A 21,536-nucleotide genomic window follows, 5' to 3' on the forward strand; every position below is an offset into this window, starting at 1 on the left:
GGTGTGGGGGTGGCGGGCACGTTCCCGACGGGGAACGTGCCCGCCGGGGTTGGACGGGCAGACCGCTCAGACGAACAGAGGCGCGGCGAGGCCGGCCAGGACGGCGCCGACGAGCGGGCCGACGATCGGCACCCAGGCGTAACCCCAGTCCGAGCCGCCCTTGTGCCGGATCGGCGCGACAGCGTGGAACAGGCGGGGGCCCAGGTCGCGCGCCGGGTTGATGGCGTACCCCGTGGGGCCGCCCAGGCTCGCGCCGATCGCGACGACGAGCAGGGCCACCGCGAGCGGGCCGAGCCCGGAGGGGGTGGAGCCGAAGAGCAGGATCACGAACACCAGGACGAACGTGGCGATCACCTCGGTGACCATGTTCCACAGCGGGTTGCGGATCTCGGGACCTGTGGCGAACGTGCCCAGGATCGCGCCCTGGTCCGTCTCCGCCTGGTAGTGGTCGCGGTAGGCCAGCCAGGCCAGGGCCGCGCCGAGGAAGGCGCCGATCAGCTGCGCCGCGAAGTACGCGAGCGTGGTGCCGAGGGTCACGGCGATGCCGGGGGCGTACTCCTCGGCGCCGCTGACGAGCAGGCCGACGGTCACGGCGGGGTTCAGGTGCGCACCGGTCGCGGCAGCGACGTAGACGCCCGCGAAGACGCCCAGCCCCCAGCCGAAGCTGATGAGCAGCCAGCCTCCGCCGTTGCCCTTGGTCTTCGTCAGGACGACGTTGGCGACGACGCCGACGCCGAGCAGGAGGAGGATGGCCGTGCCGGCGATCTCATGCAGGAAGATCGTGCCCATGGACGGGCTCCTTTCCGTGGACGGGGGCGGCGTCGGCAGCTGCGAGCGCGGCGGCGGCGGTGACGTCGTCGTGGGCGGTCTCGCCGCGGAGGCGGGCGGCGACGAGGTCCTTGTACGCCCGGATCTCACCGGCGATGCGCTCTTCATCCCAGCCCAGCTCGGGGGCCACGAGGGACGCGATCTCCGCGGCCGCCGCGACGCCGCGGTCACGGACCTCGGTGGACAGGCGCGTGCGGCGCTCGATGACGTCGTCCAGGTGGACGACGCCCTCGGCCCGGGCGGCGTGGACGATCTCGGCGCGCAGGTAGCGCGGCGCCTCGGCGAGAGGGACGCTCAGGGACGGGTCGGCGTCGATCAGGTCGAGCACGTGGCGCAGCACGGTGCCGTAGCGGAACAGGAGCCGGTCCACGCGGGCCTCGTCCAGGCCGTAGTCGGCGGCGATGCGGTCCGCCTCCGCCTCGATCTCCGAGTAGCCGAGGCCGCCGAGCACGGGGATGTGCTCGGTGAGGCTGGGACGGGTCGGGTGGGTCTCGCGCACCACGAAGTCCACGACGTCCTCGGCCATGGCCCGGTACGTGGTCCACTTGCCGCCGGCCACGGCGGTGAGGCCGGGGGCCACCTCGGTGACGGTGTGCTCACGGGAGATCTTGGTGGAGCCGCCGTCGGATCCGGTGACCGGCTGCAGGAGCGGGCGCAGGCCGGCGTACGTGGCGATCACGTCGTCTCGCGTGAGGTCCTCCTTCAGCACCGCGTTGGCGTGCTCGAGGATGTAGTCGATGTCGTCCGCGGTGGTGGCCGGATGGGCCACGTCCTCCGCCCACGGGGTGTCCGTGGTGCCGATCACCCAGTACTCGTCCCACGGGATGAGGAACAGCACGGACTTCTCCGTCTTGGTGATCACGCCGGTGGCGGCGTCGGCGCGGATGCGGTCGCGCGGGACGGTGATGTGGGCGCCCTTGGAGGCGAGCACCTCGAGGCCGCCGTCGGCCCCGGCCAGCTCCTGCTGCTCCTGGGTCCACACGCCCCCGGCCAGGATGACGGCGCGCGCGTGCACGTCGAACTCCTCGCCGGAGGTCTCCTCGCGGACACGCACGCCCTGCACACGGCCGTCGTCGCCGCGCAGGTAGCCGGTGACGGCGGTGTAGTTGGCGGCCACGGCGCCGTGGTCCACGGCGGATCGCACGAGCATCATGGCCAGGCGGGCGTCGTCGAACTGGGCGTCGGCGTACTCCACCGCGCCGACGATCTTCTCGTCGTCGAGGGAGGGGAAGGTCGCGGCCATGGAGCGGCGGCTGAGATGGCGGTGCGCGCCCATCGCGCGGCGGCGGCCGAGCGACTGCATGGCGTCGTACATGGTGACGCCGGCGCCGATGAAGCCGCGGTCGATCACCTTGTGGAAGAACGGGAAGACGAAGCGCAGGGGACGCACCAGGTGGGGCGCGGTCTGGGTGAGCAGCAGGTCGCGCTCCCGCAGCGCCTCGTACACCAGCTTGACGTCCAGCATCTCGAGGTAGCGCAGGCCACCGTGCATGAGGCGGGAGGAGCGGGACGAGGTCCCGGAGGCCCAGTCGCGGGCCTCGACGATGCCCACGTCGAGGCCGCGGGTGGCCGCGTCGAACGCGGCGCCCACGCCGGTGGAGCCGCCGCCCACGACCAGGATGTCGAGGGGGGCCTCCGGGCTGGTGGCCCGGAGGCGGGCGAGGTGGTCCTCCCGCGTGGCGGCGGAGAGGGGGACGGTTCGCAGGGTCGGCATGGGGGGTTGCTCCTTTATCAGTGGAAGCACAGTGTAGTGGCGTGGCTCACGATACCCAGTATCAGCGCGAGCCGAGGTCCATGATGTCACTCCCGGGTCGCGGGTGCCCACGCGCCGGGTACGGTCTCGCGGAACCCGAGCCGCTCGCACAGGGCCACGTCGGTGCGCGTGGAGGTGGCCCGTCTCGCACGGTCCCCGGGCTGTGGCACCTCACCCTGTTCCGCTGGAACGAGGGCGGAGCGCCCCGGGTGACGCGCGCCCACGGGTGAGGCCTCGCCCCTACACTCCGACCATGGACATCACCGTCGGCGCCGTCGGCCGCGCCTCGCTCTCGGACTGGGAGCAGGAATGCTGCGGTGACCCGATCGCCGTGGGGGAAGTCCACGAGCTGATCCTGCTGCCCTCCCGGGGAGTGAGTCAGGCTGGGCCCCTGGCCTCTGCAGGCTGGGTCGTCACCCATCACGACGACGGCAGCCCCGCCGGGTCGATCCCGTTGCGTCGTGTGCGGGCCGTGGTGAGGGCGGCACACGAGGTGTGGCCCTCGGGGCGGCTCGCCGAGATCGACCGCGTCCCCGGCCACGCTGACCTGACGATCCTTGAGCCAGAGGAGGCCACCGGCCTCGGCTTGGGGGAGGTCGTCTACGTCGGCGCCTACGAGCCGGTGCTCCCCGAGACTCCCCGCCCTGACGAGTGGCCTCTCGACCTGGAGATCCTCGAGGACCTCGGTCCGCACACCTGGTGAGCCTCGCGAGTCCACCCCCTCACGGTCTCGAGCTGCATGGGGTGAGCGTAGAAGTCCGTTCGTCGTCATAGATGGCCCCTCACCCCCCGGTCGCTCGCGAGCATCGCGTAGACGAGGGTGTCCGTCCACTCGCCCTTGCTCCACAGGTCCTGCCGGTGGTGTGCCTCTCGACGCATCCCGAGCATCTCGGCCAGTCGGGCGGACGCCGTGTTGCGGGCATCCATCTGTGCCACTACCCGGTGCAGGCCAGACGTCTCGAACCCCAGGTCCAGCAGCGCAGCCGCGGCCTCCCGGGCGAAGCCTTGACCGGCATGTCGCGGATCCAGTGCCCAGCCGATCTCCGCGACACCGCGCTCGCGGTCCGTCAGCCACAGGATCACGTCACCCACGGGGACGCCCGCGTGCTCCACCACCAGGGACGCCGCCCCGGACGGGCCGCCGAGGTCGTCCCACGTGATCCGCTTGGCCAGCTTCGCCCGCGCGGTCGCCTCGTCCCAGGGCTCGTCCAGCAGGTGGCGCACCACCTCGGGCTGCGTGTACATCTCCTGCAGCCAGCCGAAGTCGTCCTCCCGGTGCGGCCGCAGCGTCAGCCGCGCGGTGGGCAACGGCCAGTCAGGGGCGCGGCCGCCCGCAGCCGCGCCCTCCTTGCGCCCCACCGGAGGCGGGGCGTCGACGTCGGCGGGGACCGGCGTCGTCGTGCCGGACGCCCAGTCCTGGCGCAACATTGCGTAGGCCACGGACGCGAGCGGCTCGCCGCCGTCCACGGGCCAGCCGCGCCGGTAGTGCGCCTCCTTGACCCAGCCGGCCCGGCGGAAGGTGCGCAGCATGGGGACGTTGTCCTCGCGGGTCTGGCCCTCGAAGCGGTCCACCGCGGGCATCGTCTCGAAGACGCGCCGGGTGAGCGCGGTGAGGATCTGCGCGCCGAGCCCGCGCCCGCGGAACCGCTCCGCCACGCGCAGGTCGAACAAGGGGGTGGGGTCCGTGAGGTCCTCCAGGCGCACCACGCCGACGCGGCCGTGCTCGGGATGCTCGATCCAGAAGGTGCGGTGGTCCTCATCCTCCCAGGCGCCGCCATCGACGGCCTTCTCCGCCTCCGGCCGGGTGACGCGCGGGCGCGTGTGGAACGGCCACGCGTTCTCGGTGAGCAGGGCGACGAGCGCGTCCCGGTCGGCGCCTGCCGGGTCGAGTGGAGTGAAGGTGACGTCCATGGGGCCGAGAGTAGGGGAGGGGACGTCACCGCCGCCCGTTGCCGTGACCCCATGGCCACGCCCCTCCTCGACCTCGCGGCGCACCGCGCGAGGAAGCCCGGGACGCGCAGGCCGAGATCGGCTGGACCATAGCCCAGGCCCACGCCGGCCGGGGCCGCGCCACCGAGCTGGCCTGTGCCCTGTTGGACCTCGCCTTCGCAGGCCTCGGCGTCCGACCCGTGGAGGCTCACGCCTTCGCGGACAACGCGCCCATCCTGCGCGTGATGGAGAAGGTCGGCCTGCGCCACGAGGGCACCTTCAAGGAGGAGTCACTGCACCGCACCCGCGGCTGGGTGGACGGCGTCACTTACGCGATGCTCGCCTCGGAGCATCGGGCCCGGGGCAGACGGCTTTCCACCTCACGACGCCCAGAAGTACGCAACTCTCTAGACATAACGTTGCGTAAGGTGGCGGCATGAGCAACGATCCGCGCCCGACCCCGTGGGCCGTCGGCTGGGAAGAGCGCCCCTGGGCCGCGGGCCCGGATGACGCCGGGCTGCGCTCCCGCAGCGCTCGCGTGCGCGCCTCGGGCCCGTATCGAGCCGCGCTCCCGGCCCGCATCGCCCGACTCGGGCTCGACCTGCCCTCTGATCTGGCGACCGAGGTCGAGGAGGCGACGGCCGCCGTCGTGCGCTTCGATGCTGAGATCAGCCACGCCCTCCCGGGGCTCACCGGCGAGATCGCCCCGATCGACGCGGTGCTCCTGCGCACTGAGTCCGCGTCCTCCTCGCAGATCGAGCACATCACCGCGGGCGCGCGAGCCCTCGCCCTGGCGACTCTCGGCGAACGCACCCGCCCGAACGCAACGCTCGTGGCGGCGAACGTGAGGGCCATGGGCGCTGCTTCCCGGCTGGCCGCCGACCTCGACGAGCCCGCCCTGCTGGCCGCCCATCGTGCCCTCATGGACGGTCAGGAGCATGCCCGGCCGGGCGCCTACCGCGATGCGCAGGGGTGGATCGGGGGCGGGGTGCCCACGCCGCACACGGCGCAGTTCGTCCCGCCCCACCCGGAGCGCCTGCGTGCCGGGATGGACGATCTCTTCGCCTACCTGCGCCGCACGGACGTGCCCGCCCTCGTGCAGGCCGCCATCGCGCACGCCCAGTTCGAGACCATCCACCCGTTCGCGGACGGCAACGGCCGCACCGGGCGCGTCCTCGTGCACGCCGTGTTGCATCGGGCCGGCGCGATCACCCGTATGGGGGTGCCCCTCTCCGCGGGACTCCTCACGGACACGGCCGGATACTTCGACGCCCTCACCGCCTACCGCGACGGCGACCCCGCGCCCATCGTGCGCCGCTTCGCGCAGGCCGCCCTGGCCGCCGTCGGCAACGGCCGAGAGCTCGTCGCGGACCTGGACGAGGCCCTGACCGGCTGGCGCGAGCGGCTCACCGCCCGGCGGGACGCGGCGGTCTGGCGGGCGCTCGCGGTGATCATCGCGCAACCCGCCGTGACCGTGGACCACCTGGCCCAGGTGCTGGGTGTCTCGCGCCCGGCCGCCCAGCGGGCCGTGGACCAGCTTGTCGAGGCCGGTGTGCTGCAGCCGGTCTCCAGCCAGCGTCGGAACCGGGTGTGGCTGGCCACCGAGGTGCTCGCCTGTCTGGACGAGTTCGCCGCGCGTGCGGGCCGGCGGGGTTGACCGGGTGTGGACTACCGGGCTGACCAGCCTCATGCCGCGTGTAGTGTCCCGGCCATGGTCAGGCGAACACACGAGGTGAGGCCCGCGGGATGACTCGCGGTCCGTCAGCCACAGGATCACGTCCCCACGGGCATGCCCACGTTCCCCACCACCAGAGACACCGATCCGGCAGGGCCAGCCGAGGTCGTCCTCCCGGGGTGGGCGCAGCGTCAGGCGCGCGGTGCGCAACGGCCAGTCAGGGGCGGGGCCGCCCGCAATCGCGCCCTCCCCGCGCTCCACCCGGGACGTCGACGCCGGCTGGGTGCCACGCTTCGACGTCGACGTGCTGGAGGCCGCCCTGCGGCCCGTCCACGAGCGGCCCCGGTGGGAGGAATGGGGGCAGATCGCCGCGCCAACCCTGCTGATCACCGGGGAGAACGGGTACGTGCCCGCCGGAGAGCTGGACGAGATGCGGCGTCGGCGCCCGGATGTGCGGCACGTGCAGGTGCCCGGCGCGGGGCACGACGTGCACCTGGACGCGCCGGAGCGGGTGGCTGAGCTCGTGCGGGGGTTCGCGGCCTGACTGATCTGGGGCAGGATCCCCCCATGGACCACAAGCAGATCCTCCACGACGGGCTGCGCCGCCAGCGTGCGGCCCTCCTCCAGAAGCTCGAGGGCCTCAGCGAGCGCGACGCCCGCCTGCCGCGCACTCCCACCGGCACCAACCTGCTGGGACTGGTCAAGCACGCCGCCGTCGTCGAGCTGGAGTACTTCGGCGAGACGTTCGGCCGCCCCGCCGAGGTGCAGCTGCCCTGGGCGGCGGCGGGGCAGCCGGAGGAGGACAACGTGGACATGTTCGCCGCCGAGGGTGAGTCCCTCGAGGACGTCCTCGAGTTCGCCCGCCGTTGCTTCGCCCACGCGGACGCGACCATCACGGCCCTCGGCGCCGACGCCCCCGGGCGGGTGGCGTGGTGGCCCGACGACAAGGCGGAGGTGACGCTCGCGCAGATCATTGCGCACGTCGCCCTGGACGAGGCCCGGCACGCCGGCCACGCGGACATCCTGCGGGAGCAGATCGACGGGCAGGCCGGCCTGCGCGCCCCGGGGAACAACCTGCCCCCGTGGGACGCCGACCGCTGGGCCGCCCACGTGGACCGTCTGACCGCCATCGCGGAGGGGAGTGGCGGGCCGGGCCGGAACTGAAGGCACATGCCTCCCGTGCCGGTCCTTGGCCTACGGTGTGGCCATGACGAGTACTCCCGCTGCCGCCGTACCCCCTGCCCTCCAGCGCTCATTCGATGCGTGGGCTGCCGCCGGCAGGCCCGCCGACGAGCCCACGCGCTGGTCCTTCGATCACTGGACGGCCCACGTGCCCGACCTGCCCGCCTGCCTCGAGTGTGAGCCGCTGACCCGCGCCGTCGTCACCGGCTACGCCGCGAAGGTGACCGCCGAGGACCGCGCCGTGCAGCGGGACGCCTTCATCGCCGCGATGGTGTGGGGATACGGACGGGTCGGCTACGGCCCCTCCCGGGTGGAGCGCATCATGGCGCAGCCCGGGTTTGAGGAGCAGCTCGCCGACGTCACCCGCATCACCCTCGAGCAGGGCGGGCCCGCGGCCTTCGAGCACATCCGGCAGCAGCGCAAGAGCGGGGTCGGCTGCCTCAAGCACCTCGGCGCGGCCTTCGGCACCAAGTACCTCTACTTCCTCACCAAGGCCCACCGGGAGTCCGACATCGCCCCCGTCCTCGACTCCGTGGTGCGCGCCTGGTTCGCCGAGCATGTGAAGGACGTCGACGTCCGGATCGGCGGCGGCTGGACCTACCCCGACAGGTACCGGACGTACGTCACGACCATGCAGGCGTGGGGTGAGGAACTCAAGATCCCGGCCGACGACGTCGAGCGGCTCATCTTCCTCCAGCAGCAGGACGCCACCCAGGAGCCCTGGCGGGCGAGCTGGAGTTCCGCCGCCGCGGACCCGGAGGCCGGCGAGCTGCTCGAGGCCCTCCGCCTCGCGCTGGCCGACCTGGGCGCCGGGGACGACGCCGAGCCCCACCTGCAGGCTCTGGAGGACGTCATCGCCGACGCGGAGGACCGGGCGCCCGACGAGGCGTGAAGCCCCGCCCGCCTGTGCGCGGTTGGCGTCGAGATGAACGTGTCCGCTGAGCAGCTGATCGGCGACGAGTCCGGCGTGCACCGCGGCCTGTACCGGCGCGTCGTGGACCACGTCCCGTGGCTACGCGGCTTCGTCTGCGACGACCTCCACAATTTCGGCCCAGAGGACCGGTGGATCTTGGCGCGGTGAGGGCTCAGCGATCCATCGCAAGGGCGCCTACCGTGTCCAGGGCCCTCCGTAGGCTCGAGGCGTAGCCGGGGTAGATGTCCCGGACGAAGAGAGGACATTGGCATGACCACCAAGGCGGGGCTCATCGTGGCCGCTTCCCATGCTCTGCAGAACAGTCCCCAGCTGTTCGCACGCGTCGAGGACGGCGGTGTGGTCATTGGTGGGCGTGGCGGCGAGGTCATGCCGGATTCGACCGGGCTGTACGCGGTTGTCGCGCAGGATCCTGACGCGGCGCGAGCCGAGCTGCGATTGGACACGTCTGTCAGTCGAAGCGATGTGCTTTACATCGGCAAGGCCGAGGGCAGCCTGCGGGCCCGCCTGGAACGCAAGCATTTCGCGGGCGGCGGCACCGCGCACTCCACTCTGCGCCGCACTCTGGCCGCACTCCTGGTGGATCGGCTGGACCTGGAGCCAGTCGCCGTCGCCTCCGCGGGTCGATTCTCCCTCACCCCGGAGAGCGGCGAGCAGCTGACCACCTGGATGCGCCGTCACCTCGCCGTCCGTGTGTGGCAGGCGCCCGCCGGGTTCGCGGAAGTGACACCGCTCGGGGGCATCGAGAAGCCTGTGATCGACACGCACACCCCGCCGTTGAACCTCATCTACGGCGGCACCAGCCCCGAAGCACAGCTGCTCCGCCAGCGCATCCGGAAAGCCCGCACGGCCATGGCGGAGCAGGCGAAGCGCGATGTGGACGTGGTGGAAGTCCATTCGTCGGCGCGCGCGACCGTCGGCGACTTGTTCCGCCGCCGCCGCCCCCGCCAGTACGGGCTGCGGGGAAGCATCGGTCTCTGGGAGGAGCTCGCTGAACGGCTCGACGACACCCCCATGCCCACCAGTGAGTATGAACTCGGCCGGCTCCTGCGCGATGCGCTCGATCGCTCCCTCGAGGGGGCCGAGCCTTACGACGAGGACAAGGTCAATGTGGAGCGGTTCAACCGCGGAGGCATGAGTCAGGGCCTCGTCCATCTGCCCTGGTGGGAGGACCAGGCCATCCCCCTCCTCCTCGACCGCTGGGGAGCCTGGGCGGACACCCGGGGTCTCCTCGGCCCGGAGGACTACATCGGGAGCTGGTGACCCGACAGTGTGTGGTGCCTGCCGCCGTCCTCGATGGCCTCCTTCGCCACCGGCCGGGTGACGTGGGGCGCACAGGGAAGGGCCACGTGTTGCCGGTGAGCAGCGCAATGAGCTCCGCGCGGTCCGCGCCGGCGGGGTCGAGACGGGTGATGGCGACGGTCATGGGGCGAGGGTGGGCGCCGGCATCATGGGCGCCTCCCCACCCGGACCCCTTCCGAGTCCGACACAATGCATACATCCATGCATGCATCCGATTACTCTGGCCCGCATGACTCCACTCTCCGACCCCTTATGGGGCAGTCGTGCCACGGCTGCCGGCCGCCTGGCCCACGACGTCGCCTGGCGCATCGTCCGCGGTGAGATCGCCGCGGGGGAGATGCTCACCGAGGTCCAGCTCTCCACGGAGGCCGGCATCTCCCGGACGCCGGCCCGGGAGGCCCTCCTCCAGCTCGAGCGCTGGGGCCTGGTGCGGCTCCTCCCCAAGAAGGGCGCGGCCGTGCAGGCCCTCACGCCGCAGAGCGTGGCCGACCTCACGGCCCTGCGCGGCCTCCTCGAGTCCACCGCCCTCGCCACGGTCGCCGCGCGGCCCGACGCCGTCGGGCCCCTCGTCGCCACGCTCACCGCCAACCTGGAGCAGCAGCGCGCCGCCCTGGACGCCGGCGACCTCGCTGCCTTCTCCGCGCTGGACGTGCGCTTCCACCGGGACGTGATCGCCACGTGCGGCAACGCCGCCTTCGACGAGGTCGTGCGCACCTTCGCCCCCCGCCTGGCACGCCTGATCCACGCCGCCACCGGCGGATCCGTCGACGCCGCCCGCCGCCTCCTCGATGGGCACGCCGAGATCTGCGCCCAGCTGGCCGCCGGGCGCGCCGCAGACGCCCAGCGCGCCCTGCAGGCGCACCTCGACGCCGCGGGGAGCGGCGTCGTCCCCGGCCTGCCGCCAGTGGGCCCGTCCGAGGCAGGTGAACCCCGATGATCGAGGGCCTGCTGATCCTGCTGCTCTGCCAGCTGGCGGGCACGCTCGTGGCCGACACGCTGCACCTGCCGATCCCCGGGGCCGTGCTGGGCATGCTCCTGCTGCTCGGCCTGCTCGCGTGGCGCCGGCCGGCCGAGGACGCGCCGGTGATGACGGCGAGCCATCACCTGCTCCAGCACCTGCCGCTGCTGTTCGTCCCGGCGGGCGTCGGCGTCGTCGCGGTGCTGGGCCTCATCGAGGAACACCGGGCGCTGATGCTGGTCGGCTTCGTGGTGCCCTGGCTGCTGGGGCTGGTGGTCACCGCCGGCGTCGCCGCCCCGCTCGCCCGCCGCCTCACGGACAAGGAGGACGCACAGTGAACGCCGCCGAACTCACCGACTCCCTCGCCGAGGCCTGGGACGCGCTCCTGCACACACCGCTGTTCGGCATCGCGCTGACCCTCGCCGTCGCCGTGCTCTCCCGCCGTCTGTGGCTCGCCGCCCGGCAGACCGCCCTGCTCACGCCCGTGCTCGTGACGATCGTGCTGGTGGCCGCGTTCCTGGCCCTGACCGGCATCGACTACGAGACCTACATGATCGGCGGCAGTTACCTCACCTTCCTGCTGGGCCCCGCCACCGTGGCCCTCGCCGTCCCCCTCTACCGGGCCGGCCCTGACATCCGGAAGCTGCTCCTGCCGGTCGCCGTCGGGGTCACCGTCGGCTCGCTGACCGCCATGGTGAGCGCCGTGCTGATCGTGCGGGCGATGGGCGGGGACGCCGCGCTGGCCGCCACGTTCGCCCCCAAGTCCGCGACGACGCCGATCGCCATGGCGGTGGCCGACGCCGGCGGCGGGATCGTCTCCCTCGCCGCCGTGCTCCCCGTGCTCACCGGCGTGCTCGGCGCCGTGTTCGCCCCCTGGGTGCTCGACCGGCTGCGCGTGCGCGACCCCCGCGTGCGCGGTCTGGCCATCGGCGTGAGCTCCCACGGCATCGGCACCGCCCGCGCCCTCGCTGAGGGGCCGAAGACCGGTGCGTTCTCCGCCCTCGCCATGGCCTGCTCCGGTGTGCTCACCGCCCTGCTGGCCCCGCTGGTGCTGGCGATGACGGGGTGAGGGGCCGGGCGGCCGCCCCCGGCCGGGCAGCCGCCTCGACCCGCTCCGGCCGCGGCGGCCGCCTTACCGTGTCCGCCCCGCCTGCCACCCTGGTCCTCTTCCTTCCCCGCGGGCCGCCCGCCGGCCCTCGCAGGCGCAGTGACGCGGCCCGGTCCTGCGAACGAGAGGACCCCACCCATGATGGGCCCGTCCCACGCGGCCACCGGCGCCGCGGCCTGGCTGGCGCTCACGCACTGGCAGTCGCCGATCGCCGTGCTGCACCTGCCCGCCGAGCTCCAGCTGCTCGGCGCCGTGACCACCGCCGGCGCGGCCATGATCAGCGACTGGGACCACCCCCGCGCCACCGTCGTCCACGCCCTGCCGCCCCTGACCGAGTGGCTGAGCCGCGGCATCCGCCACGTGGCCGGCGGGCATCGGCGCGGCACACACTCGCTGGTGGGGATCGCGGCGTTCACCGCCGTCGCGACGGCGGCCGCCTCCATCCAGGTGCCGATCGCGGGGCACGTCTACACACCGGGGCAGGGGGTCATCGCCGCGTTCCTGGCGGCCGTGGCCGCCAAGGCCCTCCGACTGCTCCCGAACCGGGGATGGAGGGCCGCGTGGGCACTCGGCATCCTGGTCGCGGTGTCGGCGACCGTCCTCAGCGACGGGCTGTGGTGGATCCCCGCCTCCGTGGCCGTCGGCGTGAGCGTGCACATCCTCGGCGACGCCCTCACCAACAACGGGGTGGCCCTGCTCTGGCCGCTCAGCCCGGAGCCTCCCGCGCGCCTGTGGTGGTGGCAGTCCTCCGGACGGTTCCGGCTTCCCCTGCTCGGCCGGACCGGGTCCTGGCGGGAGTGGGCGCTCGTCTCGGTGGTCACCGCGTTCACCGTGGTGCGGGCCGTGCGGCTCGTCCCGCTCGCCGCTCGGGGGGTGGCGGCACTGTTCTGAGCGGCGGCACCCGGCCACCGCCGCCCCCTCACGCCTCCGGGAGCCACCCCGCCCGCACGGTCGCCTCGGTCCCGCGGGGCAGCCTCGGGCGGCCGCCGGCGGCCAGGTCCCGGCAGGCGTCCGTGAGCGCCTCGAACGACCACCCCGGGACCCGGCCCAGCGCCTCGGCCGTGCCGTCCTCGCGCCAGTGCACGTGCCAGTCCCGGCGCCGCAGCCCATGACGGCCCCGCAGGCTCACCCCCGTCCCGACCGCGTGCACGACCGCCTGGTCCACGGCCTCGAGCAGCTCATCCGACCCGGGGTCGCAGGCGTCGCATCCGCAGTCCGGGAGCAGCGCGTGCACCTGCCCCGGGGCACCGACCGCCACCCGGAGCACCGGCAGGACGCCGCCGTCGTCGTCCTGGGGCACGTCCGTCTCCAGCAGCCACCAGGGGGAGGCGCCGTCGACGCAGGCCGGCGGCGCCACCCGCAGCGCCCGGTCCACGGGGGCCGCCAGGTCGGCGCGCCCGGCCTCGTCGAGCGGGATGCCACGCACCGGGTCCGGCACGACGACGGCGCCCGCCTCCGCGAGCACCTCGGCCCACACGCGGGCCCGGGCGCCCGCGATCCGATACCGCTGCGGGTCGGTCACCCGGGAGTACTCCTCCTCCCGAGGCGGGGCGCCGTCCGGGTGCGGGGCAGGCCAGGCGGGCAGGTCGAGGGCGGCGTACCGCCGGGCCACCTCCGCCCGCAGACGCGGCAGGGTCGTCATGGGAGGCTCACCCGTGTGTCCGGCCCGGGCGGTCACCCCGCTCACTCCGCCGGCGTCAGTTCCCGCTTGAGGATCTTGCCGGTGGCGGTCTTGGGCAGCCCGTCCCGCACGGTCACGGTGCGCGGGTACTTGTAGGGCGCCACCTGGGACTTCACGTGCTGGATCAGCTCCTCCTCCGTGGCGTGCGCACCGGGGGCGAGCACCACGTGCGCGGCGACCTCCTGGCCGAGCTCCGGGTGGGGCACCCCCACCACGGCGGCCTCCGCGACGGCCGGGTGCTCGTAGAGCACCTCCTCGATCTCGCGCGGGTACACGTTGAGCCCGCCGCGCAGGATCATGTCCTTCGTGCGGTCCACGATGTAGTAGTTGCCCGCGGCATCGCGCCGGGCGAGGTCGCCGGAGCGGAACCAGCCGTCCTCGGTGATGGCCTGGGCGGTGGCCTCCGGCTTGCCCCAGTAGCCCTTCATCACGTTCTCCCCGCGGATCCACACCTCGCCCAGGGTCTCCTCATCGCCCTCGGGCACCACGGCCCCGTCCGGCGTCACCAGCTGCAGTTCGCACCCGCGGACGGCGCGTCCGATCGAGCCCGGCTGATGCTCCTCACCCGGATGGTTGAAGCACGCCACCGGGGAGGTCTCGGACAGGCCGTAGCCCTCGAGGATCTCGCAGTCGAAGGTGGCCTCGAAGCGGCGCAGCAGCTCCACGGGCAGGGCCGATCCGCCGGAGACGCCCAGGCGCAGGCTGGCCAGGTCCTCCGGATGGTCCTTGGCCGCGGCCAGCACGGCCCCGTACATGGTGGGCACGCCGATGAACACGTCCACCGCGCACTCCCGGACGGTCTGCGCGGCCACGGCGGGATCGAAGCGGGGGATCAACGCCAGGCTGGCGCCCGTCGTCACGGGCGCCATGAGCGCGCACGTGAGGCCGAAGACGTGGAACAGCGGCAGGCAGCCGAGCACGGTCTCCCCGTGCTGGAGCTGGATCAGCGTCTCCGCCGCGGTGTCCGCGTTGGTGCCCATGTTCCGGTGGGTCAGCTGGGCGCCCTTGGGGCGGCCGGTGGTGCCGGAGGTGTAGAGGATGACGGCGTCGTCCTCGAGGTCCCGCTCGACGGTCTCGGTCACCGGGCCGGGGCTCGCCGCGAGGTGCGGGGCGAGGCCGTCCTCGCCGAGGGTGCGCAGCGGCACACCGCGCTCGCGGGCGCCCTCCACGGCTTCCTCGGACGGCACGGACCACAGCATCGACGCGCCCGAGTCCTCCAGGTAGTACTCGATCTCGCGGCGCTTGAACAGCGGGTTCATCGGGACGACGACGGCGCCCAGCTGCAGGGCCGCGAAGAACACCACCGGGAACGCCGGGATGTTCGGCACCATGAGCGCCACGCGGTCCCCGGGGCCGATGCCCTCCTGCCGCATGAGCCCGGCCAGACGCTGGGACTGGTCCTGCAGCTCGGCGTACGTCATGCGGTTCTCGCCGAGGATCAGGGCGGTGGAGTTCGGGTGCTCGGCGGCGGTGCGCTCGAGGCGGGCGGGCAGGGTGAGGGTCACGACGGGCCTCCGAGGGGAGTCGGATGTGATGGGAACCACAGCGTAACGCCCGGCGGTGCTCGTTCGCTGTGAGCCGAGCGGGGTGTGTCGGCGGACCTCACGCCAGCGACATCACCGCGGTTCTGCCCGGCGGTGATGTCGCTGGCGCGCGGTCATCCACCGGCCCCGCCTGCGACGTCGATGTGTCGTCTCCACGGCTCAGGGGCGCAAGACTGGTCCCCGCACACCGCCGCCCGGACCGCCGGGCCAGACCGGAGGACAGACCATGACCGCACAGACCCCCGCCACCCCTGCCATCCCCGAGACGATGAAGGCCGTCGTCATGCGCGCGCCGGGCGACGTCGTCGTGGAGGAGGTGGACACCCCGCGCGTCGCTCAGCCCACGGACGTCGTCCTGAAGCTGGCCGCCGCGTGCGTGTGCGGCTCGGACCTGTGGCCCTACCGCGGTCACAACGACGTCGACCACCGGCGCATGGGCCACGAGTACGTCGGCACGATCGTGGAGAAGGGCGAGGACGTCGCCACCCTCGAGGTCGGTGACTTCGTGATCGGCTCGTTCATGCTCTCGGACAACACGTGCGAGATCTGCCAGGCCGGCTACCAGTCCCGCTGCGTCAACGCCGGCGAGTACACGGGCAGCCAGGCGCAGTACATGCGTGTCGAGCTCGCGGACGGCTCCCTCGTGAAGGTGCCCGGGGGTGAGCCCTCGGACCCGGACCGCCTGGCCGACTACCTCGCCGCCTCGGATGTGCTCGGCACCGGCTGGTACGCCGCCGTCGCCGCGCAGGCCGGCCCCGGCAAGACCATCGCCGTGGTCGGCGACGGCGCCGTCGGCCTGTGCGCCGTCCTGGCCGCCAAGACCCTCGGCGCGGAGCAGGTCATCGTGTTCTCCCGCCATGAGGATCGGGCCGCGCTCGCCCGTGAGTTCGGCGCGGACGTCGTGATCGCCGAGCGCGGCGAGGAGGGCGCCGCCCAGGTGCGCGAGCTCACCGGCGGCTACGGCGCGCACGGGGTGTGCGAGGCCGTCGGCACGCAGGGCTCCATGGACCAGGCCCTGGCCTCGGTGCGCCCCGGCGGGTACGTCGGGTTCGTGGGCGTCTCCCACGACCAGACCCTCGACGGCTCCGACCTCTTCGCCCGGGAGATCCACCTCGAGGGCGGGCCCGCCCCCGTCCGCCGCTTCCTACCCGAGCTGATCGAGCGCATCCAGTCCGGCGAGATCCAGCCCGGCCGCGTGTTCACCGCGCGCATGCCGCTCGACGACGCCGCCGAGGCGTACCAGGCCATGGACGAGCGCCGCGAGATCAAGGTGCTGCTGGAGGTCTGAGCCCCCTGCGGAGTGCGGAGGTGCCGAGGGGCTCCTCCGCCCCTCAGCCCTTCTTCACGGTGATCGTCCACTCCGCGGCGCCGCGCTTCACGAAGTCGGTGACCTCGTGGCCGTTCTCCGCGGCCCAGCGGGGCAGGGAGTCGGTGGCCTGGGTGCAGTCGAAGTCGATCACGAGCTCGTCCCCGGAGGGGATCTGCTGCATCGCCTGGTTGGCCTCCACGAGCGGGAAGGGGCAGACCTGGCCGTCGGTCTCGAGCAGGTGCTTCGCCATGATGTTCTCTCCTTGGTGTCGGTGGTCAGAGGTCGTTCGTGGGCGGGTCGGCTCAGCCGATCGGCGTGAGCTTCACGGGGCGGGCCGCCCCGGCGTCCGCCGCCGCGCCCTCGGCCGAGGTGAGGCCAGAGCCGGAGGTGGGGGCCGGCGTCGTGCCCTTGCCGCGGTGGTTGAGGATGAAGAGCTTGGCCGCCAGGCCGGTGCCCAGCACCATGAACACGAGGGCGGTCCAGCCCTGGAAGCTGAAGGTCGCGGTGTTCACCATCGCGTTGCCGATGGTGCAGCCGCCGGCCCACGCCGCGCCCCAGCCCATGCCGAGGCCGCCGATGATCGAGCGGACGGTGGTCTGCGCGTCGGGAACGCGGACGCGGAACTCGCCGGAGGCCTTCGCGGCGATGAACGAGCCGATCAGCAGGCCCGTCACCATCAGCACGCCCCAGTCCACGAGCTCGAGTTCGCCCGTGCCGATGAACGCGCCGATGTTCGCGGACGGGCCGGTGATGCCCAGGCCGGACTCGCGGCCGGTCGCCCAGGAGAGCGGCCACGCGAGGATCGCCAGCACGCCGATGATCGCGGCGGTGACGAACGGGTGCCACGCCTTCTCGGTGAGCACGTGCGCGAGGCCGGTCTTGGCGGCGGGCAGGCGGAAGCGGGTCATGGCCGCCTCGCGGCGCAGGTGATGACGCACGGCCAGGCCGACGCCGGCCACGAGCAGCGCCACGAACACCCACGGGGACAGCCCCGTGAGCTGCTGGAACGAACCCGTCTGCGTCTCGACGGAGCGGACGGCCTCGGTGGTGCCGGCCAGCGGGCCCTTGCGGAACGCGGTGGCGCCCACGATGTAGAAGATCAGCGCGAACCACGAGCCCACGAGGCCCTCGCCCGCGCGGTAGTACGTGCCGGTGGCACAGCCGCCCGCGAGCACGATCGAGAAGCCGAAGATCAGGCCGCCGATGATCGTGCCGAGCCACGGGAACGTCTCCGCCTCCAGGGTGATCACGCCGAGCGCGTCGAGGGCGAACACGCCCACCGACTGGACGGCCACGATCACCATGAACGCGGTGAGCCAGCGGGTGGACCGGATGGTGAACAGGTCACGGAAGGCGCCCGTGACGCAGAAGCGTCCGCGCTGGAACACGAAGCCCAGGACGAGGCCGAGGAGGAGTCCGGTGATGATCATGCCTGCCATGAGACAGTGTGCGGCCGGGCCCGCGCGCCGCGCAGGACGCGCGGGGTAACAGTCGCAGAGCTGTGCCGGGGACGGCGCGCGGCGGCGCCGTGGGCGACGCTTGACCCTCCCCTTGGGGGAACGCCCACGCTGGGATCACCTGAGAGAGAGGTCGCCCCATGAGCCCCCTGATGACCGTCGGCGAGTTCGCCCTCGCCACCGGACTGAGCGCGAAGGCGCACGCGGCCGAGCTGCGACGCCGCCGCGACCTCGAGGACCGCGCGCTCGCGCTCGCGGTCGCCGGTGTCTACGCGGCCCCGGATCCCGACGACGACGGCGGCCCCGCCCGTCCCGGCCCCGTGGCGGAGCGCACGGTCGGGCCGACGCCGTGGGCCGGCGTCGTGCAGCGGGTGGCCCTGGACGAGGCCGGTGAGGAGTCGACCACCGAGCGCGCGAACGCCGCCTTCGCGACGCTGTTCCAGGCACTCGCGGAGGCGGGGTCGGCACCCGCCGGGCCGCTGTGGACGGCGCTGCGTCCGGTGCCGGGCGCCGCCGACGTCGTGGAGACCGTCCTGGCCGTCCCGCTGAGCGGCCCGGCTCCCGCGGGTCTCAGGGTCGACGGGCACGAGGTGGTGGCCGGGACGCTGCCGCGCCGCGTGGAGCGGTACGTGGACGTGCGGGCCGACACGGGCGAGGTCGACCTGCTCGACGACGCCCCCGGCGGCGCGCTGCCCCATCCGGATCTGCTGGGGCTCATGGACGCGTTCGACATGGAGGACGCCGGTGCCGCGCCGGAGATCCGCCAGATCCTCGCGGACCCGGAGGCCGGACACATCGAGCTGGCGGTGACAGTGCGGGAGGAGGCGGGAGCGGGGCAGGGGTGAGCCGGTGCGGGGGCGGCACGGCGTGTCTGGCCGGCCGACCCTGCCGGTCCCGCGCGGACCCCCGGGGGCTCAGGGGTGCCCGGGGTGGCCCGAATGTGATGGAGTGCACGGATCCTGTCCGCGACCTGGGAAGTGACCATGGAGCAGTTCGTCACCGCCGCCAACTCGATCATGTGGAGCCTGCCCATGGTCGTCGGGCTCCTCGCCCTGGGCCTGTACTTCACGATCCGCATGGCGGCTCCCCAGGTGCGGCTGCTCAAGGACATGGTGGGCCAGCTGGTCAGGGGAGGATCGTCGTCGGCGGGGATCAGCTCGTTCCAGTCGTTCGCCATGGCCCTGGGCGGGCGCATCGGGGTCGGCAACATCGCGGGCGTCGCGGCCGCGATCTACCTGGGCGGCCCGGGCGCGCTGTTCTGGATGTGGGTGACGGCGATCCTCGGCGCCCCCGTGGCGCTCGTGGAGAGCTCGCTGGCGCAGCTCTACAAGCACAAGGTCCGCGGCGAGTACCGCGGCGGGCCCGCGTACTACATCCTCGAGGGGCTCGGCCGGAACTGGCGGTGGCTGGCGGTCGCGTACGCCGCGGCCACCGTGTTCGCGACGGTCTTCACCGGCCCGCAGATCCAGGCCAACGCCGTCACCGCCGCCACGACCGAGGCATGGGGTTGGGATCCGCTGTGGGTGGGTCTCGGGATGGCCGTGCTGTTCTGCGTGATCGTGTTCGGCGGCATGCACCGCCTGGGCCGCACGGTGGGCCTCGTGGTCCCGTTCATGGCCGGCGCGTACATCCTGGTGGGGCTGCTCGTCGTCGGGCTCATGTGGCAGCAGGTCCCCGCGATGTTCGGGCTGATCTTCTCCAGCGCGCTGGGCCTGGACTCGGTCTACGGCGGCATCCTCGGTGCCGCCGTCGCGTGGGGCGTGCGCCGTGCCGTGTACTCCACCGAGATCGGCACCGGTTCGGGCGCCCAGGCCTCGGCGGCCGCCCACGTCTCCCACCCCGTGAAGCAGGGCCTGGCCCAGGCGTTCTCCGCCTACGTGGACACCCTGTTCGTCTGCACCATGACCGGCCTGATGATCCTCGCCACGAACAGCTTCAACGTGCTGGGCCCGGACGGGGAGAGTCTGCTCGCGGAGCACGTGCCCGGCGTCGAGGAGGGCCCGGCGTGGGTCCAGATCGCCATCGACGAGGCACTGCCCGCCTTCGGCCCGTCCTTCGTGGCGATTGCCGTCTTCCTCTTCTCCTTCACCACCCTGCTCTCCTTCGCGTTCTACGCGGAGACGAATGTCGCCTACCTCATCCCGAACAAGACGGCGCAGCGCGCGGTCATCGCGATCGCCCGGCTGATGCTGGCCGGCTCCATGGTGTTCGGGTCCGTGCAGAGCTCGGCCCTCGTGTGGGCGTTCGCCGACTTCGGCGTCGGCCTCTACACGTGGGTGAACATCGTGGCACTCATCCTGCTGAGCCCCGTGGCCATCCGGCTGTTCAAGGACTACGACCGCCAGCGCCGAGCGGGCCAGGACCCCGTGCTGGATCCGGCGGCGATCGGCGTCCGCAACGCCCGCCTGTGGGAGCAGATCCACGCGGCCTACGAGCGCACCGGGGACGTGGACGAGGCCATGGACCACGTCGCGGACACCGCCCCGGACACCCGGGCCATCACCGTGGTCCCGCGCCGGGAGGGCTGAGGACCGACGACGGCGGCCCGGGGCGCCGGACGTCCGCGACGACGTCGGGCCACGGGCCAGGGCCGTCCGCGCGGCCTGAATCCCGGCAGGCTCACCCCATGGACCACAAGGAGATCCTCCATCAGGGGCTGCGCCGGCAGCGCGACGCCCTCTTCGCGAAGCTGGACGGCCTGCCCGAGCGGGAGGTCCGCCTGCCCCGCACCCCCACCGGCACCAACCTGCTGGGCCTGCTCAAGCACGCGGCCACGTGCGAGCTCGAGTACTTCGGCGAGGTCTTCGGCCGCCCCGCCGGCATCCCCCTGCCCTGGGACGCGCCGGGGGTGGGCGAGGAGAACGGCGCGGACCTGTTCGCCGCCGAGGACGAGACCCTCGAGGACGTCCTCGACTACGCGCGGCGATGCTTCGCGCACGCGGACGCGACCATCGAGGCCCTCGTCCTCGACGCGCGGGGGCGGGTCCCCTGGTGGCCCGCGCACCTGGCCGAGGTGACTCTGGCGCAGATCCTCTCCCACGTGGCCCTCGACGCGGCCCGCCATGCCGGCCACGCCGACATCCTGCGCGAGGGGATCGACGGGCAGGCCGGCCTGCGCGGCCCCGGGGACAACCTGCCCGGCTGGGACGCCGAGCGGTGGGCCGCGCACGTGCGGCGGCTCGAGGGGATCGCCCGGGGTGCGGGCCCGGTGCGCTAGCGTCCGCGGTGATGACTCCCCGCTCGCTCGCCGGTCTGGCCCTCACCGTCGCCGCCCTGATGTCCGCCTTCGTGCTGATGGCGCCGACGGCGCCGGGGCTGTTCGTCGGCGTGCTCACGGTGGGGACCTTCGGGTTCGGCCCGTTCTACGGGGAGCCCTCGCGGCAGCTCGTGGACCGGCCGTGGAGGCGGGACACGCGCTGGCGCGATCTCGCCCGCCGGGTCCGCACCGACTGGCTCTCCCGGCAGCTGGGCGCCGTCGGCTGGAACGCGGCCATCAGCCGCCGCATCACCGGCCGGGCCGACCTGCGGCGCATCCGCACCGCCGCCGTGGGCTCCCTCGTCAGCCACGCCGCCTCCGCGGGTCTGCACGCGGTGGCGGGCGTGGCGCTGGCGGCCGTCGGGCATCCGGTCTGGGGCGTGGTCGCGGTGGCCCTGGGGCTCGTGGTGCACGCCTGGCCAGCCCTGCTGCAGGTCTCCGTGCTCGGGCGCATCGACGGACTCCAGACGCAGATCCGCGGGGACCAGCTGCTCTGGTGACCGGCCGGCACCGGGCGGCCCGGCCGAGCACTTTGTGGGCCGAATCCGACGGATGAGCCCCTGAATCGGGCACGGGAGCGTCGCATTCGGCCCGCAAAGCGGTGGGGAGGGGGCAGCGGGGAG

Annotated in this window: 23 protein-coding genes and 1 pseudogene; 17 read left to right on the forward strand and 7 right to left on the reverse strand. The window is 73.3% G+C overall.

Annotation, left to right across the window (positions count from 1 at the left end):
• Nucleotides 1-66 precede the first annotated feature (66 nt).
• Nucleotides 67-789, reverse strand: a complete 723-nt coding sequence (locus J1M38_RS10970) for an MIP/aquaporin family protein (protein WP_010079813.1) — start codon at nt 787-789, stop codon at nt 67-69.
• Complete coding sequence (locus tag J1M38_RS10975; RefSeq protein WP_044659370.1) at nt 767-2,542, reverse strand: glycerol-3-phosphate dehydrogenase/oxidase; 1,776 nt, start codon at nt 2,540-2,542, stop codon at nt 767-769. Before J1M38_RS10975 ends, J1M38_RS10970 begins: the two co-directional genes overlap by 23 nt.
• 292 nt (nt 2,543-2,834) lie before the next feature.
• Between J1M38_RS10975 and J1M38_RS10980 the strand changes: the two genes are divergently transcribed.
• On the forward strand, nt 2,835-3,284 hold the full coding sequence (locus tag J1M38_RS10980) for a hypothetical protein (RefSeq protein WP_044659369.1): 450 nt from the start codon (nt 2,835-2,837) through the stop codon (nt 3,282-3,284).
• A gap of 65 nt (nt 3,285-3,349) precedes the next feature.
• Here J1M38_RS10980 and J1M38_RS12285 read toward each other — a convergent pair whose 3' ends face one another.
• On the reverse strand, nt 3,350-4,492 hold the full coding sequence (locus J1M38_RS12285; protein ID WP_044659368.1) for a GNAT family N-acetyltransferase: 1,143 nt from the start codon (nt 4,490-4,492) through the stop codon (nt 3,350-3,352).
• A gap of 110 nt (nt 4,493-4,602) precedes the next feature.
• On the opposite strand from J1M38_RS12285, the pseudogene J1M38_RS10990 reads away from it, so the two are divergent.
• From J1M38_RS10990 to J1M38_RS11040, 11 genes and pseudogenes are all read left to right on the forward strand, one after another.
• A pseudogene (locus J1M38_RS10990) lies at nt 4,603-4,950 on the forward strand (GNAT family N-acetyltransferase); the annotation flags it as partial.
• Nucleotides 4,947-6,167, forward strand: coding sequence for a Fic family protein (locus J1M38_RS10995; RefSeq protein WP_060973983.1), 1,221 nt, complete (start codon nt 4,947-4,949; stop codon nt 6,165-6,167). The pseudogene J1M38_RS10990 and the gene J1M38_RS10995, both read left to right, overlap by 4 nt.
• Nucleotides 6,168-6,387: 220 nt before the next feature.
• Nucleotides 6,388-6,729 carry an alpha/beta fold hydrolase gene (locus tag J1M38_RS11000; RefSeq protein ID WP_049147456.1) on the forward strand — a complete coding sequence of 114 codons (342 nt, stop codon included), beginning with the start codon at nt 6,388-6,390 and terminating at the stop codon, nt 6,727-6,729.
• A gap of 23 nt (nt 6,730-6,752) precedes the next feature.
• Nucleotides 6,753-7,349 (forward strand): DinB family protein, encoded by a 597-nt coding sequence (locus J1M38_RS11005; RefSeq protein ID WP_044659366.1) that lies wholly within the window; start codon nt 6,753-6,755, stop codon nt 7,347-7,349.
• 43 nt (nt 7,350-7,392) lie between these two features.
• On the forward strand, nt 7,393-8,259 hold the full coding sequence (locus J1M38_RS11010) for a hypothetical protein (protein WP_131661463.1): 867 nt from the start codon (nt 7,393-7,395) through the stop codon (nt 8,257-8,259).
• A gap of 33 nt (nt 8,260-8,292) precedes the next feature.
• A complete protein-coding gene (locus J1M38_RS11015) occupies nt 8,293-8,448 on the forward strand; it encodes a hypothetical protein (RefSeq protein WP_155643142.1) in 156 nt (51 codons plus the stop codon).
• 102 nt (nt 8,449-8,550) lie between these two features.
• On the forward strand, nt 8,551-9,561 hold the full coding sequence (locus J1M38_RS11020) for a GIY-YIG nuclease family protein (protein ID WP_052833440.1): 1,011 nt from the start codon (nt 8,551-8,553) through the stop codon (nt 9,559-9,561).
• Nucleotides 9,562-9,829: 268 nt separating this feature from the next.
• A complete protein-coding gene (locus tag J1M38_RS11025) occupies nt 9,830-10,537 on the forward strand; it encodes a GntR family transcriptional regulator (RefSeq protein ID WP_041104849.1) in 708 nt (235 codons plus the stop codon).
• Nucleotides 10,534-10,896 carry a CidA/LrgA family protein gene (locus J1M38_RS11030; RefSeq protein WP_036315546.1) on the forward strand — a complete coding sequence of 121 codons (363 nt, stop codon included), beginning with the start codon at nt 10,534-10,536 and terminating at the stop codon, nt 10,894-10,896. Before J1M38_RS11025 ends, J1M38_RS11030 begins: the two co-directional genes overlap by 4 nt.
• Entirely contained in the window at nt 10,893-11,627 is a 735-nt protein-coding gene (locus J1M38_RS11035) for an LrgB family protein (protein ID WP_044659364.1), read from the forward strand. Before J1M38_RS11030 ends, J1M38_RS11035 begins: the two co-directional genes overlap by 4 nt.
• Nucleotides 11,628-11,804: 177 nt before the next feature.
• Nucleotides 11,805-12,557 carry a metal-dependent hydrolase gene (locus tag J1M38_RS11040; RefSeq protein ID WP_044659363.1) on the forward strand — a complete coding sequence of 251 codons (753 nt, stop codon included), beginning with the start codon at nt 11,805-11,807 and terminating at the stop codon, nt 12,555-12,557.
• A 28-nt stretch (nt 12,558-12,585) separates the two neighbouring features.
• On the opposite strand, the gene J1M38_RS11045 is transcribed toward J1M38_RS11040, so the two are convergent.
• Nucleotides 12,586-13,308 carry a DUF6226 family protein gene (locus J1M38_RS11045; RefSeq protein ID WP_044659362.1) on the reverse strand — a complete coding sequence of 241 codons (723 nt, stop codon included), beginning with the start codon at nt 13,306-13,308 and terminating at the stop codon, nt 12,586-12,588.
• A gap of 41 nt (nt 13,309-13,349) precedes the next feature.
• A complete protein-coding gene (locus J1M38_RS11050) occupies nt 13,350-14,852 on the reverse strand; it encodes a long-chain fatty acid--CoA ligase (RefSeq protein ID WP_044659361.1) in 1,503 nt (500 codons plus the stop codon).
• Nucleotides 14,853-15,117: 265 nt separating this feature from the next.
• On the opposite strand from J1M38_RS11050, the gene J1M38_RS11055 reads away from it, so the two are divergent.
• Complete coding sequence (locus J1M38_RS11055; RefSeq protein WP_044659360.1) at nt 15,118-16,179, forward strand: zinc-binding dehydrogenase; 1,062 nt, start codon at nt 15,118-15,120, stop codon at nt 16,177-16,179.
• Nucleotides 16,180-16,222: 43 nt separating this feature from the next.
• Here J1M38_RS11055 and J1M38_RS11060 read toward each other — a convergent pair whose 3' ends face one another.
• Together J1M38_RS11060 and J1M38_RS11065 are read right to left on the reverse strand one after the other, a co-directional pair.
• Nucleotides 16,223-16,450, reverse strand: a complete 228-nt coding sequence (locus J1M38_RS11060; protein WP_002855519.1) for a sulfurtransferase TusA family protein — start codon at nt 16,448-16,450, stop codon at nt 16,223-16,225.
• 52 nt (nt 16,451-16,502) lie between these two features.
• Entirely contained in the window at nt 16,503-17,630 is a 1,128-nt protein-coding gene (locus J1M38_RS11065) for a YeeE/YedE family protein (protein ID WP_044659359.1), read from the reverse strand.
• A 167-nt stretch (nt 17,631-17,797) separates the two neighbouring features.
• Here J1M38_RS11065 and J1M38_RS11070 point away from each other — a divergent pair, with 167 nt between their 5' ends.
• The 4 genes from J1M38_RS11070 to J1M38_RS11085 all read left to right on the forward strand — a co-directional run bounded on the left by J1M38_RS11070 (nt 17,798) and on the right by J1M38_RS11085 (nt 21,413).
• Nucleotides 17,798-18,502, forward strand: coding sequence for a hypothetical protein (locus J1M38_RS11070; protein ID WP_044659358.1), 705 nt, complete (start codon nt 17,798-17,800; stop codon nt 18,500-18,502).
• A gap of 138 nt (nt 18,503-18,640) precedes the next feature.
• The gene (locus tag J1M38_RS11075; RefSeq protein ID WP_044659357.1) at nt 18,641-20,185 is read left to right on the forward strand and encodes a sodium:alanine symporter family protein; all 1,545 of its coding nucleotides are present in this window, start codon (nt 18,641-18,643) and stop codon (nt 20,183-20,185) included.
• 98 nt (nt 20,186-20,283) lie between these two features.
• Entirely contained in the window at nt 20,284-20,874 is a 591-nt protein-coding gene (locus tag J1M38_RS11080; RefSeq protein ID WP_044659356.1) for a DinB family protein, read from the forward strand.
• 11 nt (nt 20,875-20,885) lie between these two features.
• A complete protein-coding gene (locus J1M38_RS11085) occupies nt 20,886-21,413 on the forward strand; it encodes a hypothetical protein (RefSeq protein ID WP_036315583.1) in 528 nt (175 codons plus the stop codon).
• Nucleotides 21,414-21,536 lie beyond the last annotated feature (123 nt).

This window comes from Micrococcus sp. KRD070, assembly GCF_017168435.1.
Taxonomy (GTDB): Bacteria; Actinomycetota; Actinomycetes; order Actinomycetales; family Micrococcaceae; genus Micrococcus; species Micrococcus luteus.

Bases quoted from the DNA above. Each gene is read 5' to 3' on its own strand.
- J1M38_RS10970 (WP_010079813.1), bottom strand. From the start codon at position 789: ATGGGCACGATCTTCCTGCATGAGATCGCCGGCACGGCCATCCTCCTC.
- J1M38_RS10975 (WP_044659370.1), bottom strand. From the start codon at position 2,542: ATGCCGACCCTGCGAACCGTCCCCCTCTCCGCCGCCACGCGGGAGGAC.
- J1M38_RS10980 (WP_044659369.1), top strand. From the start codon at position 2,835: ATGGACATCACCGTCGGCGCCGTCGGCCGCGCCTCGCTCTCGGACTGG.
- J1M38_RS12285 (WP_044659368.1), bottom strand. From the start codon at position 4,492: ATGGACGTCACCTTCACTCCACTCGACCCGGCAGGCGCCGACCGGGAC.
- J1M38_RS10995 (WP_060973983.1), top strand. From the start codon at position 4,947: ATGAGCAACGATCCGCGCCCGACCCCGTGGGCCGTCGGCTGGGAAGAG.
- J1M38_RS11005 (WP_044659366.1), top strand. From the start codon at position 6,753: ATGGACCACAAGCAGATCCTCCACGACGGGCTGCGCCGCCAGCGTGCG.
- J1M38_RS11010 (WP_131661463.1), top strand. From the start codon at position 7,393: ATGACGAGTACTCCCGCTGCCGCCGTACCCCCTGCCCTCCAGCGCTCA.
- J1M38_RS11015 (WP_155643142.1), top strand. From the start codon at position 8,293: ATGAACGTGTCCGCTGAGCAGCTGATCGGCGACGAGTCCGGCGTGCAC.
- J1M38_RS11020 (WP_052833440.1), top strand. From the start codon at position 8,551: ATGACCACCAAGGCGGGGCTCATCGTGGCCGCTTCCCATGCTCTGCAG.
- J1M38_RS11025 (WP_041104849.1), top strand. From the start codon at position 9,830: ATGACTCCACTCTCCGACCCCTTATGGGGCAGTCGTGCCACGGCTGCC.
- J1M38_RS11030 (WP_036315546.1), top strand. From the start codon at position 10,534: ATGATCGAGGGCCTGCTGATCCTGCTGCTCTGCCAGCTGGCGGGCACG.
- J1M38_RS11040 (WP_044659363.1), top strand. From the start codon at position 11,805: ATGATGGGCCCGTCCCACGCGGCCACCGGCGCCGCGGCCTGGCTGGCG.
- J1M38_RS11045 (WP_044659362.1), bottom strand. From the start codon at position 13,308: ATGACGACCCTGCCGCGTCTGCGGGCGGAGGTGGCCCGGCGGTACGCC.
- J1M38_RS11055 (WP_044659360.1), top strand. From the start codon at position 15,118: ATGACCGCACAGACCCCCGCCACCCCTGCCATCCCCGAGACGATGAAG.
- J1M38_RS11060 (WP_002855519.1), bottom strand. From the start codon at position 16,450: ATGGCGAAGCACCTGCTCGAGACCGACGGCCAGGTCTGCCCCTTCCCG.
- J1M38_RS11065 (WP_044659359.1), bottom strand. From the start codon at position 17,630: ATGATCATCACCGGACTCCTCCTCGGCCTCGTCCTGGGCTTCGTGTTC.
- J1M38_RS11070 (WP_044659358.1), top strand. From the start codon at position 17,798: ATGAGCCCCCTGATGACCGTCGGCGAGTTCGCCCTCGCCACCGGACTG.
- J1M38_RS11075 (WP_044659357.1), top strand. From the start codon at position 18,641: ATGGAGCAGTTCGTCACCGCCGCCAACTCGATCATGTGGAGCCTGCCC.
- J1M38_RS11080 (WP_044659356.1), top strand. From the start codon at position 20,284: ATGGACCACAAGGAGATCCTCCATCAGGGGCTGCGCCGGCAGCGCGAC.
- J1M38_RS11085 (WP_036315583.1), top strand. From the start codon at position 20,886: ATGACTCCCCGCTCGCTCGCCGGTCTGGCCCTCACCGTCGCCGCCCTG.